This is a genomic window from Allobosea psychrotolerans, assembly GCF_002917105.1.
Classification (GTDB): domain Bacteria; phylum Pseudomonadota; class Alphaproteobacteria; order Rhizobiales; family Beijerinckiaceae; genus Allobosea; species Allobosea psychrotolerans.
Genome location: NZ_PQFZ01000014.1, coordinates 112,498 through 127,837 on the forward strand (window position 1 = coordinate 112,498; position 15,340 = coordinate 127,837).

Sequence of the window (15,340 nt, forward strand, 5' to 3'; positions counted from 1 at the left end):
CCATGACCGCCGAAACCCTGGAAGCCCCGAGCGCAACCGCCCCCGCCGGCGCCCCGCCTCATCCCCTGCGCGAGTTCTGGAGCTATTTCAGCGCCAATCGCGGCGCGGTTGCAGGCCTCGTCGTCATCGTCCTCGTGCTGCTGGCGGCCGTCTTCGCCGAGGTGCTGGCGCCGCATTCGCCCTATCTGACCAACAACGCCGTCTTCCTGAAGCCACCGGCCTGGCAGGAAGGCGGCTCGTGGAGCTATCCGCTCGGCACCGACGCGATCGGCCGCGACATCCTCTCGCGCCTGCTCTATGGCGCGCGCCTCTCGCTGGTCATCGGCATCGCTGTCGTGGCGCTCGCCATGGCGCTGGGCATCGTGCTCGGCCTGGTCGCGGGCTTCTTCAAGGGCGTCACCGAAATCGTCATCATGCGCTTGATGGACATCGTGCTGACGATGCCGAGCCTGCTGCTCGCCATCGTCATCGTCGCGATCCTGGGGCCGGGCCTGATGAACGCGATGCTGGCCGTCGCGATCGTGGTTCTGCCGCATTATGTCCGGATCACGCGGGCCGCGGTCATCGCCGAGACCTCGAAGGACTATGTCGTCGCCGCCAAGGTCAGCGGCGCGGGCACCCTGCGACTGATGTTCAGCGAAGTACTGCCCAACTGCACGGCCCCCTTGATCGTGCAGGCGACGCTCGGTGTCTCCACGGCGATCCTGGACGCCGCAGCGCTGGGCTTCCTCGGCCTGGGCGCACAGCCGCCGACGCCGGAATGGGGCACGATGCTGGCCGATGCGCGTGAGTTCGTGCTGCGCGCCTGGTGGGTGGTGACGCTGCCGGGCCTGGCGATCCTGATCACCGTGCTCGCTTTCAACCTGCTCGGCGACGGCTTGCGCGACGCCCTCGACCCCAAACTGAAACGCTAGAACCATGCCGCTGCTCGAAATCGAGAATCTGAGCGTCGAATTCCCGACCTCCGCCGGCACGCTGAAAGCCGTCGACCGCATCAGCCTGACGCTCGACGAGGGTGAGATCCTCGGCGTCGTCGGCGAATCCGGCTCCGGCAAAAGCGTCACCATGCTCGCGCTGATGGGCCTCGTCGCCTATCCCGGCAAGATCACCGCCGACCGCCTGATGTTCGGCGGACGCGACCTGCTCGCCATGTCCGACCGGGAGCGCCGCAAGCTCACCGGCAAGGACGTCGCGATGATCTTCCAGGAGCCGAGCACGAGCCTCAATCCCTGCTTCACCATCGGCTTCCAGATCGCCGAGACACTCAGGAAGCATGAGGGCATGGACGGCAAGGCAGCGCGCCGGCGCGCGATCGAGCTGCTCGAGCAGGTCGGCATTCCAGCGCCCGAGAGCCGGATGAAGGCCTATCCGCACCAGTTGTCGGGCGGCATGAACCAGCGCGTCATGATCGCCATGGCGATCGCCTGCAATCCGCGCCTGCTGATCGCCGACGAGCCGACCACCGCGCTCGACGTCACCATCCAGGCGCAGATCCTCGATCTCCTGATCTCGCTGCAGCGGGAGCGCGACATGGCGCTGGTCCTGATCACCCATAATATGGGCGTGGTCGCCGAGACGGCGCAGCGCATCATGGTGATGTATGCCGGCCAGATCATGGAGGAGCGCAACGTCGCCTCGCTCTTCGCGGCCCCGCAGCACCCCTATTCCGCCGCGCTGCTGGCCGCCCTGCCCGAGCGCAGCGAGGGCGAGCATCGCCTTGCGACAATTCCCGGCATGGTGCCGGGCTTGCACGACCGGCCCAAGGGTTGCCTGTTCAGCCCGCGCTGTGCCTATGCCACCGATCATTCCCGCCTGGTCCAGCCGGAGCTGCGGCCCTGGCAGGACGGGCAGATCCGCTGCCACTACCCGCTCGGCGATCCGCAGCGCGACGCCCTGCGCGCGGCCGGCGGCAATCGGCTCGCGGCCCCGGAGACGACGCCGTGACGAACCCGGTCATCGATGCGCGCGAACTGACGCAAACCTACCCGGTCAAGCGCGGCCTGTTCCGCGCTCCGGCGAGCCTGCAGGCCGTCAGCCGCGTCTCCTTCACGGTCGACCCCGGCAAGACGCTTGCCGTGGTCGGCGAATCCGGCTGCGGGAAATCCACGCTCGCGCGGATGGCCACCCTGATCGAGGCCCCGACATCGGGCGCGCTGACGCTCGACGGCCTCGACGCGATCCACCCGCCCTCCTCGGAGAAGACGAGGCTGCGCCGTACGGTGCAGATGGTCTTCCAGAACCCTTACGGCTCGCTGAACCCACGCAAGCGCATCGGCGCGATCCTCGAAGAGCCTCTGCTGATCAACACCAAGCTGAGCAAGGCCGAGCGCACCGAAAAGGCGCGCGCCATCATGGCCAAGGTCGGCTTGCGCCCCGAGCATTACAGCCGCTACCCGCATATGTTCTCGGGCGGCCAGCGCCAGCGCATCGCGATCGCCCGCTCGCTGATCCTGTCGCCGAAACTGCTGGTCGCCGACGAGCCGGTCTCGGCGCTCGACGTCTCGATCCAGGCTCAGGTGCTGAACCTGCTCGCCGATATCCAGGACGAGTTCGGGCTGGCCTATCTCTTCATCTCGCATGATCTCGGCGTCGTCCGGCACATCGCCCATGACGTGATGGTGATGTATCTCGGCCATGCCATCGAACATGGCCCCAAGCAGGCCATCTTCGCTCGCCCGCTGCACCCTTACACCCAGGCTCTGCTCGCCTCGACGCCGCGCGTCACCACCGAAAAGCGCGAGCGCATCGTGCTGAAGGGCGAATTGCCCTCGCCGCTGAACCCGCCCAAGGGCTGCGTCTTCTCGACCCGGTGCCCGCATGTCACCGATCTCTGCCGCAGCGAGCGCCCGCCGGCCCGGGAGCTCGACCAGCGCCTGGTCGCCTGCCACTACGCCGAGCGCTTCCTCGCCCAAGCCGCCTGAACCGAGAGACCGAGCCCATACGAAAAAGGCGGCGCGGTTCATCCGCGCCGCCTTCTTGTTTCAGGCCCAAGCCTGCCAGCGGAAGAGTTACTTCCGCTTGGTGCCGACTTCCTCGTCCCAACGGCGGAAGGCCACGACCATCTTGTCCGGCGTCAATGGCGTCTCGATCGGATTGTTGGCGATGAGGTCGGCATATTCCGGCCGCCCGAATTCGGCGATCGCCTTCTGGCTCTCGGGCGGCGCCATGGAGAGCGGCACGTCCTTCACCGCCGGCCCCGGATAGAAATAGCCCTCGTCATAGGTATAGGCCTGCTGCTGGGGCGAGAGGACGTGGTTCATCAGATCGAGCACCACGGCGAGCTTCTCATTCGAGATGCCCTTGGGGACATACATGTACTGGGCGTCGGAGACCCAATGAAAACCCTTCAGCGCCTGGATCTTGGCTTCCTTCGGCACGATGCCGAGCGCGCGCGGGTTGATGTCCCAGCCGGTGGTGGAGACGATGATGTCGCGCGAGCCGTCGCCCAGCTCCTTCATCGTCGCCCCGGTGCCGGTCGGATAATATTCGATGTTCTGGCCGAGCTCCTTGAGATAGGCCCAGGTCTTGTCCCAGCCATTGACCGGATCCTTGGGATCTTTGTCGCCGAGCAGATAGGGCAGCCCCATCAGCCAGGTCCGGCCAGGGCCGGAATTGGCCGGGCGGGCATAGAGGAAGCGGTTGGGGTTCTGCTTGGTCCAGGTCAGCAATTCCTCGGCCGTGGTCGGCGGCGTCTTGACCTTGGCCGGCAGATATTCGAGCAGCGGGCCGGAGGGATAATAGACCATGCACATGCCCTGGCCCTGGCCGAGATTGTGCATGTCGAGCGCGGCCTTGAGATAGATCTTTGCTGGGTCGGGCAGGGAGGCGGAGTGCTGCGGAAGCAGCGGGACCCAGAGGTTCTGCTCGATGCCGGCGGCAAGCGCATCGAGCCCGCCGATGACGAGGTCGATATCGACCCGATTGGCCTCCTGCATCGCCTTGATCTTGCCCGGGAGCTCCGGCGCCGGCGCCTTGGTGAAGGTCATACGCGAGACCAGATTCTTCTTGGCGTCGCGATAATTCTCGAGCGGCTTCTGGACGAGGGCGAGCGCGCCGCCGACATCGATGATGCTGATCGCAACCGGCGACTTCGGCAGCGCCGGTGCCTGCGCGAAGGCGCCCGTCGCACCCAGCGCCGGCAGGGTCGCCAGCATGGCCGCACCGCCTTCGACGAATTGCCTGCGCGAAGCACCCGGCTTTCTTGTCCTCTGATCGTCTGTCATCATGTGTCTCCCTTGCTTGGTTGTTTCGTCAGGCCGGAACTCGATCGCGTCAGGCCTGACGTCCTTGGCCGCAGCGCCGAAGCGGATGCGGAAATGAAATGGCGCGTGGCCGGGACGCGCACTTGTCGAAGCTCGCGGCGTCCCGATACATCGCCTTCGAGATGCCCCGACGCCGGGGCCTGCAAAGGACGACGTCATGCCTGCCGACACCGCCGACACGCTTTCCGGCTGGCTGAGGGACACGCTGCTGCCGGGCTGGCTCGGGCGCGTCTACGACCCCGCACGACCCGGCTTCGTCGAGATGCTCGAGCCCGGCGGGGCGGCCTCCGACAGCGATATCCGCAGCACGCTGGTGACGGCGCGCCTGACATATGTCTTCAGCCACGCGCATCTGCTGGGCGTGCCCGGAGCACTCGACGCCGCGCGCCACGGCATGACCTTCCTCTGGGAAACCTGCCGGCGCCCCGATGGCCGCTTCTGCCATCGCTGCAGGACGAGCGGAGAGGCCGTCGATGCGCGCTCCGATTGCTACGACCTCGCCTTCGTGCTGTTTTCGCTCGGCTGGTTCGCCAGGGCGAGCGGCGATGGCCAGGCTGTCGCGCGGGCCGAAGAGGTGATGGGCTTCATCGAGACGCAGCTCGCCCATCCCGATGGCGGCTTCAGGGAGGATACGCTGGGCACCCTGCCGCGCCGGCAGAACCCGCATATGCACCTGCTCGAAGCCTGCCACGCTTTGGCCGAAGCGAGCGGCGACAGACGCTGGCGCGCGCGCGCAGATGCCATCGTCGCGCTGATGCGCGCACGCATGCTCGATAAGGCGACGGATTCGCTCGGGGAGTTCTTCAGCGAGGATTGGAGCGCCTGGCCGGAACCGCGCGGGCTCGTCCGCGAGCCCGGCCACCACTACGAATGGACCTGGCTGCTCTACCACCATGAGCGATTGACGCATTCCGCCAGCGCCCGCGTCGACGCACGCCGGCTCTACGGCTTCGCCGAGCGGCACCGGAGCGCCGGCACCACGCATCCCATTATCAACGAGATCGACCCCGGCGGAGCGGTTCTGAACGGCGCGGCGCTGCTCTGGCCCCAGACCGAGTATCTCAAGGCGCTTGTCGCGCGGATCGAGTTCGAAGGCGACGAGGTTGCCATCGATCGGCTCGACGGCCATCTGCGCCTGATGTTCGACCGCTTCGTCGATCGCAAGACCGGGCTTTGGGTCAACCAGATCGACAGCGCCGGGCAAGCGATCATCGAACCGGTTCCGGTGCGCGTGCTCTACCATCTGCTGCTCGCCTGCACCGAGATCGTGCGGCTGCGACCGGAGACCCGGCTGCCGTAGAACATGTGAGCAGCGACGCGAGCCCGGGCTCATGAGACCGCTCCCTCGCCAGCCTTCCAGCCGGCTGCCGCGAGGATATCGTCGACGAGCCGCTGCGATGCCAGCGCCTCCTCGCCGGTCACGACCGGATCGCGGCCCTGCATGATCGCATCGAGGAAATCCGCGATCACGGCGCGATGGGCGTCATGCGGGAAATCCATGATGTTGGCGCCGCTGCCGGTCGAGCCCTCGGCCTCGACGATCTCGGAGCGACCGTCGAGGAACGACAATTCCAGCCGGCCACCCACCAATGCGGCAAATCCCTTGCTGCCGATGATCTCGATGCGCTCGGGATAGCCGGGATAGGCGGCCGTGGTCGCGACCAATGTCGCGGGCGCACCACTGCCGGTTTCGAGCAGGGCCGAAACGTAGTCCTCCGTCTCCATTCTGTGCAACGCCGTCGTTCGGGCCTGCGCCGCCACGACCCTGGAGACGCCGACCAGCGAACGGAACAGGTCGAGCGAATGGATCGCCTGCGTCAGCAAGACGCCGCCGCCATCGCGCGCCAGCGAACCGCGCCCCGGCTCGTCGTAATAGGATTGCGGCCGCCACCACGGCACGCGCAGGAAAGCGGCCTCGACGCTGCCGAGTTCGCCGCCATCCAGCGCCGCCTTGAGGCGAAGGCTCGCCGGCCTGAAGCGGTGCTGCAGCACGACGCCGAAGACCTTGCCGGCCTTGCGCGCCGCCTTGACGAGGCGGGCGCCGCGCGCGCTGGTCAATTCCAGCGGCTTCTCGACCAGGACATGCTTGCCGGCCTCAAGGCAGCGCGCCGACGCATCGAGATGGCTGCTCGGCGGCGTCAGAACGATCGCCGCATCGACAGCGGGATCGGCGAGGACAGCGTCTAGGTCCGTCGTCACCGGAAAGGGAAACTGCCTGGCAAAGGCTTCCGTGCGCTCCTGGGAGCGGCTGACCGCCCAGCGCACCTTGCTGCGCTCCGCGAGATCGAGCAGGCTCTTGGAATGCGGCAGCGAAGCCGGCCCAAGCCCGATGATGGCGATGCCGATCTTGCCCGTCACGCGCGTGCACTCCCTGGCATGGCCCGGCCCGGTTCGCCTTGCAGGCGCACGGCCCGGGCCTGCGCCTCCAACGCCAAACGGCAGACCGTGAAGACATGCGCCTGCGCCATGGCCGTCTGCGTCCGCGCGCCGATATCGGCGACGAGGTCGCGGAAATAGGTCAACGGCTCCTGCGAGGCGTCGATATGGCGGGTGCCGACCTTGTCGACGAGGAAGACATGGTCGGTCCCCGGTCGGCCTGCGACATCGACATATTTGCGCAGCTCGATCGTGCCCTCGGTCCCCAGGATGGTGAGCCGCCCGTCGCCCCATGTCGGCAGGCCGTCGGCGGTGAACCAGTCGACGCGGATATAGCCGCCGGCCTGCGGGCTGCGCAGCAGGATCTCGCCGAAATCCTCGAAGTCGGGCAGATCATTCGCGCCGAAATGGCCGGTTGCGGAAGCCACGATCTCGGCCTCGCGCGAGCCGGTGAAGTGCAGGAACTGGTCGATCTGATGCGAGGCGATATCGGTCAGGATGCCGCCGAACCTGGCCTTGTCGAAGAACCAGCCGGGCCGGATCGCGCGATTGAGCCGATGCGGGCCGAGCCCGATCGTCTGCACGACACGCCCGATCGCTCCGTCCGCGATCAACTTGCCGGCGATGATGGTCGCGGGAACGATGAAGCGCTCGGAGAAGCAGACCGAGAAGATGCGCCCGGTCTCCGCCACGACCGCCTCGACCTCGGCCAGTTGCGCCGGCGTGGTGACGCCGGGCTTGTCGACCATGACATCCTTGCCGGCTCGCATCGCCCGGACCGCGAGCGCAGCGCGCTCATCGGGAATGCCGGCGCAAACGATCAGCTCGATCGAGGGGTCGTCGAGAAGCTCGTCCGTACCGCGCGGCGCGAGCGCGGGAAAGCGCTCGCGGAAGCCTGAAAGCACGCGCTCGTCGCCGGTCCGCAGATCGAAGCCGACGCAGTGCGCGCCGGCCTCGATGAGTCCGCCCACCATGTGGAAGATATGGCGGTGGTCCAGCCCTGTGGCGGCGAAGCGCATCCTATTTCGGTGCTCCGTGCCCGACGCCGATCTCCTGGTCCCAGCGCCGGAAGGCGGCAACGAGACGCTCCGGCGTCAAGGGCGGCCTGGTCGGCAGCTTGGCGATGAGATCGTCATATTCCGGGCGGCCATATTCAGTGAGAACGTCGCGGCTTTCCTGCGGCGCCATGGCGAGCGTCACGCCCTTCACTGCCGGCCCCGGGTAGAAATAGCCCTTGTCATAGGTCGCGGCCTGCGCCTCGGGCTTCAGCATATGCGACATCAGCGCCAGCAGCACGGCGATCTTGTCGGCGGGCACGCCCTTGGGGATGCACATGAACTGAGTGTCGGGAATCCAGTGCGTGTTGGCCAGCACGAAGACCTTGGCCTCCTTCGGCACGATGCCGAGCGCACGCGGATTGATGTCCCAGCCCAAGGTCGAGACGATGACGTCGCGCGTGCCTTCGCCGAGCTCCTTCATCGTCGGCGTGGTGCCGCCCGGATAGTAGTCGATGCCGGTGCCGAGCTCCTTGAGATAGGCCCAGCTCTTGTCCCAGCCCTTCATCGGGTCGGACGGATCGGCATCGCCGAGGATGTAGGGCAGGCCTTGCAGGAAGGTCCAGCCGGGGCCGGAATTGACCGGCCGGGCATAGGTGAAGCGCTTCGGGTTCTGCTTGACGTAAGCCAGGAACTCCTCGGCCGTCTTGGGCACGACCTTGAGGCGTTCGGGCGCATATTCGAAGAGCGGGCCCGACGGCGAATAGACGACGGCGACGCCTTCGTTCTGGCCGAAATTACGCTGCATCATCAGCGCCTGCTCGTGATAGACCTCCTCGGCCTTGGGCAGTTTCGCCGTATGCGATTTCCAGACATCGACCCACAGGCCCTGCTGGATGCCGTCCGACATCGCGCCCGGCCCGGTCAGGACGAGGTCGATATCGACGCGGTTGGCCTCCTGCTGCGCCTTGAGCTTCGCCGGCAGTTCCGGTGAGGGAGCCCGCGAAAAATTCAATCGCGAGATCAGCTTGGGATTGTCTTTGCCGAAGCGCTCGATCGCGGCCTGCGTCAATTGCAGATTGCCCGCGACATCGATGATGTTGAGCGCCACCGGCGCGGCCTGGGCATGGGCCCCCGTCGCTGCGAGCGCGGCAAGTCCCGCCGCGCCGGCCACGACGCGTCTGCGTGTCGGATATGTCGAATCTGTCATGGCTCTCTCCCTGAAGGTTCGACCCTCTATCCGCGTCCCGAGACTGGGCGCGCCGGGGCCTTGCATGCATCCCGTCGCAGCCGGCTTCGAGCCGGCTGCGCTAGTTCCCCCGTCAGCGCCGCCCTCCCCGCCCGACGATCTGCGTCGGGTTGACGAAGCGCAGTGCGATCACGAGCCAGATCAGCGTCGTGACCATGTAAACCACCGCCATCGCGTCGATCGATTGGACGGCGCGCACGCCGGCCGCGAAGACGGCGTAGTAGAGCGCCACCACCAGCGTCTGGCTGGTCGGGCCGGCGGTGAGGAAGGTCAGTTCGAACATCGCGATGGTGCGCACCAGCACGAGCAGTAGCGAGGCGAGAATGCCCGGCATCAGCAAGGGCAGGAGCACATGCACGAAAAGCTTGAAGGTGTTGGCGCCGAAGACGCGCGCCGCCGCCTCGATCTTGGTGTCGATCTGCTCGATGAAGGGGATCATCACCAGGATGACGAAGGGCACTGTCGGCACCAGATTGGCGAGCACGACGCCCGACATCGAACCCGCCAGGCCAGTGCGGTAGAGCACTGTCGCCAGCGGAATGCCGAAGGTGATCGGCGGCACCAGGAGCGGCAGCAGGAACAGCAGCATGACGAGCCGCTTGCCGGGGAACTCGCGCCGCGCCAACGCATAGGCCGCCGGCACGCCGATCAATCCCGACAGCAGGACCACCAGGAACACGATCTGGAAGGTGACGCTGAGCACCTCGTCGAGCTGGAACTCGGCCCAGGCGGCCGAGTACCAGCGCGTGGTCCAGCCGGCCGGGAACCAGGTGCCGAGCCAGCGCGTGGCGAAGGAGCTCGTCACCACGGTGGCGATCATCGCCAGCAGGTTGAGCAGGAAGAAGCCGATGACAGCCCAGTTGGCGGCGGCCCAGAGCTTCGTCGAGAGGCGGGTATCTGCAACCATGATCGTCAGCCCTTCCCGCCGCCGGCCGGGCCGCGATAAAGCAGGCCACGTGCGCTCAGGACCAGGACGACGATCCCGAGCTGAACGACGCCCATGATCATCGCCACCGCCGAGGCCATCGAATAATCATACTCCTCGAAGGCGGCCTGGTAGGCCGCGATCGAGATCACCCGCGTCGGCCCCGCCGGCGCGCCCAGCAGCACGGCCGAGGGAAACACCGAGAAGGCCTGCACGAAGCTGAGACAGAAGGTGATCGCCAGCCCCGGCAGCAGCAGCGGGAACATGATGGTCTTGAAGCGCTGCCAGGGGCCTGCCCCCAGCGTCGCAGCCGCCCGCTCCAGTGCCGGATCGATGCCCGAGAGATAGGACAGCGTCAGCAGGAAGGTGAAGGGGAAACCGGTGATCACCAGCGAGATCACGACGCCCCAATAATTGTGCAGGAGCTTGATCGGGGTCGAGATCAGGCCGAGCGTCAGCAGGGTCCGGTTGAACCAGCCCTGTGGGCCGAGATAGTTCAGCAGCCCCTGCGCGACCAGCACGGTGCCGAGCGTGATCGGGATCACCAATAGCGTCGTCAGCAGGCGCTGATGCTGCAGCAGCCTGACGCGGAAGGCGATCGGAACCGCAAAGAGCAAGGTCAGGAACGTCACCGGCAGCGCGAGCCAGAGCGTCGTCGCGATCGTGCCGTACAGGAACGAGTCGGAGAAGAACTTGATGTAGTTCGCCAGCGCGCCGCCGTTCTTGGGGTTGAAGGACAAGACCAGGCCGTACAGGAACGGGTAGACGAACAGCGCCAGCAGGAACAGCACCGCCGGCAGGACCAGCAGGGTCAAGCCGTCGACGCCGCGCGCCGCGAGCCGCTGCTTGAGCGGGATCGTGTCGGGAACAGCGCTCATGCCGCCCCCCCGCCGAAGACGAGCACGCGGTCGGGATCGGCTCCCAGCGTGACGCTCGTGCCGGGTTCCAGCTTGGTGTGAGCCAGGAAGGACAGGTCGGTGCCGTCCTGCATGCGCGCGAAGCCGACGAATTCGCGGCCGCGGAACTCGGTCGAGATGATCGTCGCCTTGAGCCCGCCTTCGCTGCTCGGATTCAGGTCTTCCGGCCGGATCGCGACATGGCAGGCCACACCCGCAGTGACCGCGCCGCGAACCCGCCCGGTCACGCTGGCAGAGCCGACCGCGACTTGCGCCACGCCGCCATCGACGGAGGTGACGCGCCCAGCCACGACGTTGCGGAAGCCCATGAACTCGGCGACGTCGAGATGATCGGGCCGCGAGAACAGATCCTCCGGCACCCCGACCTGGCGGACCTCGCCATCGCGCATCACCACGATGCGGTCGGCGAGCGACAGGGCCTCCTCCTGGTCATGCGTAACGTAGATCGTGGTCGCGCCGAGCGTGTTGTGGATGCGGCGGATTTCGGCGCGCATCTCGAGGCGCAGCTTGGCGTCGAGGTTGGACAAGGGCTCGTCCATCAGCACCAGCGGCGGCTCGACCACGATGGCGCGGGCGATCGCGACGCGCTGCTGCTGGCCGCCTGAAAGCTGGCCGGGAAGCTTGTCGACCTGGCTCTGCAGACGGACAAGCGCAGCCGCCTCGTCGACGCGCTTGTCGATCTCGGCCTTGGGCAGGCCGCGCATCTTGAGCCCGAAGCCGATATTGCGGCGGACATTCATATGCGGGAACAGCGCATAGTTCTGGAACACCATGCCGAAGCCGCGCTCTTCGGGCCGCAGCGGGTCGATGCGCTTGTCGTCGAGCCAGATGCCGCCGCCCGTGGCGGGCAGGAGACCGGCGATCAGGTTCAGCGTCGTCGATTTGCCGCAGCCCGATGGTCCGAGAAGCGCGATGAACTCGCCCTTCTTGATCGTCAGGGAGACGTCCTTCAGCGCGTTGTGCGTGCCGAAATCGCGACTGAGTCGATCGAGCCTGAGCTCGTGGAAATTCGCTGCGTGTATTGTCATGGAAGCCACAGGATTGAGGGCAGGCGCAGGCCGCCTGGAGCAGGCGGGAGCGAAGCGTCGAACAAGGGAATGGAGCCGAGCGAAAACACGGGCGGGATCATGCGCTGAGAGGCGAGACGGCAAGCGCTGCTGCTGGGAGATCGCGCTCGAAGCGAGATGCATCCGCGCTGGTTCTGTCCCGTGCCATGGCCTCTTCCCCGACAATGTCCGCCGCTGTTTTGTTTCATTCGGACATCGCGCGGGGGTCTCCCCCTTTGCAATCTCCGTGACGTCTTCCGCCCGACGACGGTTGACGCTCTGATCGCGGCATTGGTATGCTAGTATACTAGCGAGTGAGAATGCAATGACCTTCTCCACGGCGGGACAAAGCGCCGATCAGATTTACCGTGCGCTTCGGGCCAATATCCTCGACGCCGCGATCTTGCCGGGCGAGGCGATGTCGGAGGCGCGCATGGCGGCGCAGTTCGGGGTCAGCCGCACGCCGGTGCGAGAAGCTTTCAAACGATTGGTCGATGAGGGCTTCCTCCTGGTGCGGCCGCAAGCCGGCACCTTCGTCGCGCCGATCGACCTCGCGGCCGTCCACGACAGCCAGTTCGTGCGCGAGACGCTGGAATGCCGCACCGTCGTCCTGGCGGCCGAGCGCATCGACGCCGCCGGCAAGGCGCGGCTCGACGCCCTCGTCGCGCAGCAGGGCCAGGCCATGGCGGCAGGCGACCGCAAGAGCTTCTTTCGCCTGGATGAGAGCTTCCATGCCGAATTGTCGCGCCTTGCCGGCTACCCTTCGGTCTGGAGCATGATCGAGGCCGTCAAGGCGCAGCTCGACCGGGTGCGCTGCCTCTCGCTGGAGACGCCGTCCTGGTCGGACATGATCCTCAGGGAGCACCGCGAGATCGCGGCTTGTGTCGGCCGCGGCGATGCGAGCGGCGCGGAAGCTGCGATGCGCGCCCATCTGCGCACCGTTTTCGACGCGATCGAGGCGATCGCACAAGCGCATGTCGACGCCTTCGACAAAAGCAGGCTCGGCCCGCCACGGGACTGAGACAAGACACTGGCAGCGTAGCAAGCGCCCGCAGGGAGAGACGTTATGGAAGAGACTTGGCGCTGGTTCGGCCCGAAGGACGCGGTCGGGCTGTCGCAGATCAGGCAGACGGGCGCGCGCGGGATCGTCACCTCCCTGCATGATATCCCCTATGGCGAGGTCTGGAGCATTGCCGCAATCGAGGAGCGCAAGGCGCTGATCGCCGCCGACCCGTCGCTCGGCCTGCGCTGGAGCGTGGTCGAGAGCCTGCCGATCCATGAGCGGATCAAGCTGAACGAAGGCGACCTCACCCCGCTTTTCGACAATTATCGCGCCTCGATGCGCAATCTCGCCGCCTGCGGCGTCAAGACGATCTGCTACAACTTCATGCCGGTGCTGGACTGGACGCGCACCGAGCTCGCCCATCCCCTGCCCGGCGGCGGCCGCGCCTTGCGCTTCGGCATCGTCGAATTCGCGGCCTTCGACTGCTACATGCTGGAGCGGCCGGGCGCGGAAGCCGAATTCTCCCCCGCCACCTTGGACGCCGCGCGGCATTGGGCCAAGAGCGCCTCCGAAAGCACCAAGGCGCAATTGCTGGCGACGATCATGGCCGGGTTGCCCGGCGCCTTCGACCGCTACGACATCCCCGGCCTCCGGCGCATGCTGGACCGCTATAGCGGCATCACCCCGGCGATCCTGCGCGAGAATCTGGCGCGCTTCCTGCGCGAGATCATCCCGACCGCCGAGGAACTCGGCATGCGCTTCGCCATCCACCCCGACGATCCCCCACGCTCGCTGATGGGTCTGCCGCGCATCGTCTCGGGCGGTGACGACATCGCCTTCGTGCTCGGGGCGGTGGATAGCATCGCCAACGGCCTGACCCTGTGCTCGGGCTCGCTCGGCGCCGGCCCGCATAACGACGTGCCCGCCATCGCCAAGCGCTTCGCCAGCCGCATCCATTTCGCCCATCTGCGCAATGTCGCCAAGGAGCCAGACGGCTCCTTCATGGAAGCCGACCATCTCGACGGCGACACCGACATGGTCGCGCTGGTCTCGGTCCTGCTGGAGGAGCAGGAACGCCGCCGCCTCGCGGGCGACGAAAACTGGCGCATCCCGATGCGGCCCGACCATGGCCATGAGTTGCTCGACGACATCGGCAAGCCGACCCATCCCGGCTACCCGATCATCGGCCGGCTGAAAGGCCTGGCGGAACTGCGCGGCGTGATGCGGGCCGTGTCCTCGCCCAAGGGCTGGCCGCTGTCCTGAGGCTCTCTTATCCCGGCCCCTTCAGGAGGGCCTCGGTGGCGCGGCGGAGCAATGGCGCCGCCGCGCCCTGGATCTCGTGATCCTGGCTCGCGCGCACACTGGTCAGTTGCGGCACGGCGAGCCCTTCCATCGCACCCTCCGCCCGGAACAGCGCATCGAAATGCGCCCAGAGCCGGGCATTGGCGACCAGCGGGCCGCTGACGATGACGCGCTGGGGAAAGAGCAGGCGGCAGGCATTGGCCAGCGCCCGCGCCAGGATGCGCGCGGCCGCGTCGATCTCGGGCACGCTCATCAGGTCACGGCTGGAAAACCGCTCGGCGAGGTCGGCCTCATCCTCGTCGAGCTCGGGCCAGTGGCCGCGCAGGATCGGCAGCAGGGCCCACAGCGCCGCGCCGGTCTCCAGGCAAGCCGTGTTGCCGCAACCGCAGCGCCGCTCGCCGAGCACCGAGAAACGCCAATGGCCGATCTCCCCGAACGGGCCCCCCGCCGGCGCCAGGGGCTCGCCATCGACCGCATGGGCGAGGCCGATGCCCCAGCCCCAATGCAGCAGCAGCGTACCGCCCGAGAAGCGGCCGGGATCGCGCGCGACGCGGGCGCGCAATTCGGCATCGAGATTGCGGCAGATCTCGACCGGGCCGGCGACGGGATCGAGCAGCGCCTGGATGTCGAGATTGCGCATGCGCGGCCAGCGCGAGGCCATCAGCCAGCGCTTCTCCCTGAGATCGAGCAGGCCCGATAGCGAAACCACCGTACCGGCATGGGCCATGCCCAGCGGCGTCGCCGCCTTCAGCTCGGCCGCCAGGCCGCACATCGCGCGCGACATCGCCGCATTATCCACCTCAGCCGAGAGCGCGACCGCGCGCTCGGCGATGATCTGGCCGTTGAGGTCGACCAAGGCACCCATCAGCGACTGGCTGACGACATGGATCACACTGCCGCCGATGCGCCGCGCATTGGCGAGCAGCACGCCTGCCGGCCGGCCCCTCCCTGCCGTTTCCCCAATGCTTTCGACGACGAGGCGGCGCGCCACGAGATCGGCGACGACACGCGAGACGGTGGTGGAGCGCAAACCCGAGAGCCGCCCGGCCTCGGCGCGCGACTGGGCCAGCCCCGCAGCGACCAGCCCGTAGATCCGGGCGCGGTCGCGCTCATGGGCAGTGGAGAAGACGCTCTCGTCGAGGCTCGCAAGCGCCATCGCACTCCCTTTTAGAACCATATCGTTCAAAAATATTCATTGCCTTTATCGTGCGCCTTTCTAAACTCGAACGACAGGTTTTCAAACAAAATCAAGCGCAAACGGTTCA

Annotated in this window: 14 protein-coding genes; 6 read left to right on the forward strand and 8 right to left on the reverse strand. The window is 66.9% G+C overall.

What is annotated here, in order from left to right; all coding sequences use genetic code 11:
- Nucleotides 1-2 precede the first annotated feature (2 nt).
- The 3 genes from CYD53_RS21085 to CYD53_RS21095 are packed head-to-tail and all read left to right on the forward strand — an operon-like array spanning nucleotide 3 to nucleotide 2,921.
- Nucleotides 3-914: an ABC transporter permease subunit gene (locus CYD53_RS21085; protein WP_103720049.1), complete on the forward strand. Its 912-nt coding sequence runs from the start codon at nucleotides 3-5 to the stop codon at nucleotides 912-914.
- Nucleotides 915-918: 4 nt separating this feature from the next.
- Nucleotides 919-1,944, forward strand: a complete 1,026-nt coding sequence (locus CYD53_RS21090) for an ABC transporter ATP-binding protein (RefSeq protein WP_103720050.1) — start codon at nucleotides 919-921, stop codon at nucleotides 1,942-1,944.
- A complete protein-coding gene (locus CYD53_RS21095; RefSeq protein ID WP_103720051.1) occupies nucleotides 1,941-2,921 on the forward strand; it encodes a peptide ABC transporter ATP-binding protein in 981 nt (326 codons plus the stop codon). The genes CYD53_RS21090 and CYD53_RS21095 overlap by 4 nt, the downstream gene beginning before the upstream one ends.
- 87 nt (nucleotides 2,922-3,008) lie before the next feature.
- On the opposite strand, the gene CYD53_RS21100 is transcribed toward CYD53_RS21095, so the two are convergent.
- Nucleotides 3,009-4,223: an extracellular solute-binding protein gene (locus CYD53_RS21100; RefSeq protein ID WP_103720098.1), complete on the reverse strand. Its 1,215-nt coding sequence runs from the start codon at nucleotides 4,221-4,223 to the stop codon at nucleotides 3,009-3,011.
- A 196-nt stretch (nucleotides 4,224-4,419) separates the two neighbouring features.
- Here CYD53_RS21100 and CYD53_RS21105 point away from each other — a divergent pair, with 196 nt between their 5' ends.
- Nucleotides 4,420-5,562: an AGE family epimerase/isomerase gene (locus CYD53_RS21105; RefSeq protein WP_103720052.1), complete on the forward strand. Its 1,143-nt coding sequence runs from the start codon at nucleotides 4,420-4,422 to the stop codon at nucleotides 5,560-5,562.
- Between the two features lie 29 nt (nucleotides 5,563-5,591).
- Here CYD53_RS21105 and CYD53_RS21110 read toward each other — a convergent pair whose 3' ends face one another.
- The 6 genes from CYD53_RS21110 to CYD53_RS21135 all read right to left on the reverse strand — a co-directional run bounded on the left by CYD53_RS21110 (nucleotide 5,592) and on the right by CYD53_RS21135 (nucleotide 11,752).
- A complete protein-coding gene (locus tag CYD53_RS21110) occupies nucleotides 5,592-6,620 on the reverse strand; it encodes a Gfo/Idh/MocA family protein (RefSeq protein ID WP_103720053.1) in 1,029 nt (342 codons plus the stop codon).
- Nucleotides 6,617-7,657, reverse strand: coding sequence for a Gfo/Idh/MocA family protein (locus CYD53_RS21115; RefSeq protein ID WP_103720054.1), 1,041 nt, complete (start codon nucleotides 7,655-7,657; stop codon nucleotides 6,617-6,619). Before CYD53_RS21115 ends, CYD53_RS21110 begins: the two co-directional genes overlap by 4 nt.
- A gap of 1 nt (nucleotide 7,658) precedes the next feature.
- On the reverse strand, nucleotides 7,659-8,843 hold the full coding sequence (locus CYD53_RS21120) for an extracellular solute-binding protein (protein ID WP_103720055.1): 1,185 nt from the start codon (nucleotides 8,841-8,843) through the stop codon (nucleotides 7,659-7,661).
- Between the two features lie 112 nt (nucleotides 8,844-8,955).
- Nucleotides 8,956-9,789 carry an ABC transporter permease gene (locus CYD53_RS21125; RefSeq protein WP_103720056.1) on the reverse strand — a complete coding sequence of 278 codons (834 nt, stop codon included), beginning with the start codon at nucleotides 9,787-9,789 and terminating at the stop codon, nucleotides 8,956-8,958.
- Nucleotides 9,790-9,794: 5 nt separating this feature from the next.
- Nucleotides 9,795-10,685, reverse strand: coding sequence for an ABC transporter permease (locus CYD53_RS21130; protein WP_103720057.1), 891 nt, complete (start codon nucleotides 10,683-10,685; stop codon nucleotides 9,795-9,797).
- Complete coding sequence (locus tag CYD53_RS21135) at nucleotides 10,682-11,752, reverse strand: ABC transporter ATP-binding protein (protein ID WP_103720058.1); 1,071 nt, start codon at nucleotides 11,750-11,752, stop codon at nucleotides 10,682-10,684. The genes CYD53_RS21130 and CYD53_RS21135 overlap by 4 nt, the downstream gene beginning before the upstream one ends.
- 343 nt (nucleotides 11,753-12,095) lie before the next feature.
- On the opposite strand from CYD53_RS21135, the gene CYD53_RS21140 reads away from it, so the two are divergent.
- Nucleotides 12,096-12,791 carry a GntR family transcriptional regulator gene (locus CYD53_RS21140; RefSeq protein ID WP_103720059.1) on the forward strand — a complete coding sequence of 232 codons (696 nt, stop codon included), beginning with the start codon at nucleotides 12,096-12,098 and terminating at the stop codon, nucleotides 12,789-12,791.
- 45 nt (nucleotides 12,792-12,836) lie between these two features.
- Nucleotides 12,837-14,036: a mannonate dehydratase gene (gene uxuA / locus CYD53_RS21145; protein ID WP_103720060.1), complete on the forward strand. Its 1,200-nt coding sequence runs from the start codon at nucleotides 12,837-12,839 to the stop codon at nucleotides 14,034-14,036.
- Nucleotides 14,037-14,043: 7 nt separating this feature from the next.
- Here the strand turns inward: uxuA and CYD53_RS21150 are convergent, their stop codons facing one another.
- On the reverse strand, nucleotides 14,044-15,231 hold the full coding sequence (locus tag CYD53_RS21150; protein WP_181011960.1) for an ROK family protein: 1,188 nt from the start codon (nucleotides 15,229-15,231) through the stop codon (nucleotides 14,044-14,046).
- Nucleotides 15,232-15,340: the final 109 nt, after the last annotated feature.

Coding starts and splice junctions, on each gene's coding strand:
- CYD53_RS21130 (WP_103720057.1), bottom strand. CDS start 10,685: ATGAGCGCTGTTCCCGACACGATCCCGCTCAAGCAGCGGCTCGCGGCG.
- CYD53_RS21135 (WP_103720058.1), bottom strand. CDS start 11,752: ATGACAATACACGCAGCGAATTTCCACGAGCTCAGGCTCGATCGACTC.
- CYD53_RS21125 (WP_103720056.1), bottom strand. CDS start 9,789: ATGGTTGCAGATACCCGCCTCTCGACGAAGCTCTGGGCCGCCGCCAAC.
- CYD53_RS21085 (WP_103720049.1), top strand. CDS start 3: ATGACCGCCGAAACCCTGGAAGCCCCGAGCGCAACCGCCCCCGCCGGC.
- CYD53_RS21105 (WP_103720052.1), top strand. CDS start 4,420: ATGCCTGCCGACACCGCCGACACGCTTTCCGGCTGGCTGAGGGACACG.
- CYD53_RS21090 (WP_103720050.1), top strand. CDS start 919: ATGCCGCTGCTCGAAATCGAGAATCTGAGCGTCGAATTCCCGACCTCC.
- CYD53_RS21120 (WP_103720055.1), bottom strand. CDS start 8,843: ATGACAGATTCGACATATCCGACACGCAGACGCGTCGTGGCCGGCGCG.
- CYD53_RS21140 (WP_103720059.1), top strand. CDS start 12,096: ATGACCTTCTCCACGGCGGGACAAAGCGCCGATCAGATTTACCGTGCG.
- CYD53_RS21115 (WP_103720054.1), bottom strand. CDS start 7,657: ATGCGCTTCGCCGCCACAGGGCTGGACCACCGCCATATCTTCCACATG.
- uxuA (WP_103720060.1), top strand. CDS start 12,837: ATGGAAGAGACTTGGCGCTGGTTCGGCCCGAAGGACGCGGTCGGGCTG.
- CYD53_RS21150 (WP_181011960.1), bottom strand. CDS start 15,231: ATGGCGCTTGCGAGCCTCGACGAGAGCGTCTTCTCCACTGCCCATGAG.
- CYD53_RS21100 (WP_103720098.1), bottom strand. CDS start 4,223: ATGACAGACGATCAGAGGACAAGAAAGCCGGGTGCTTCGCGCAGGCAA.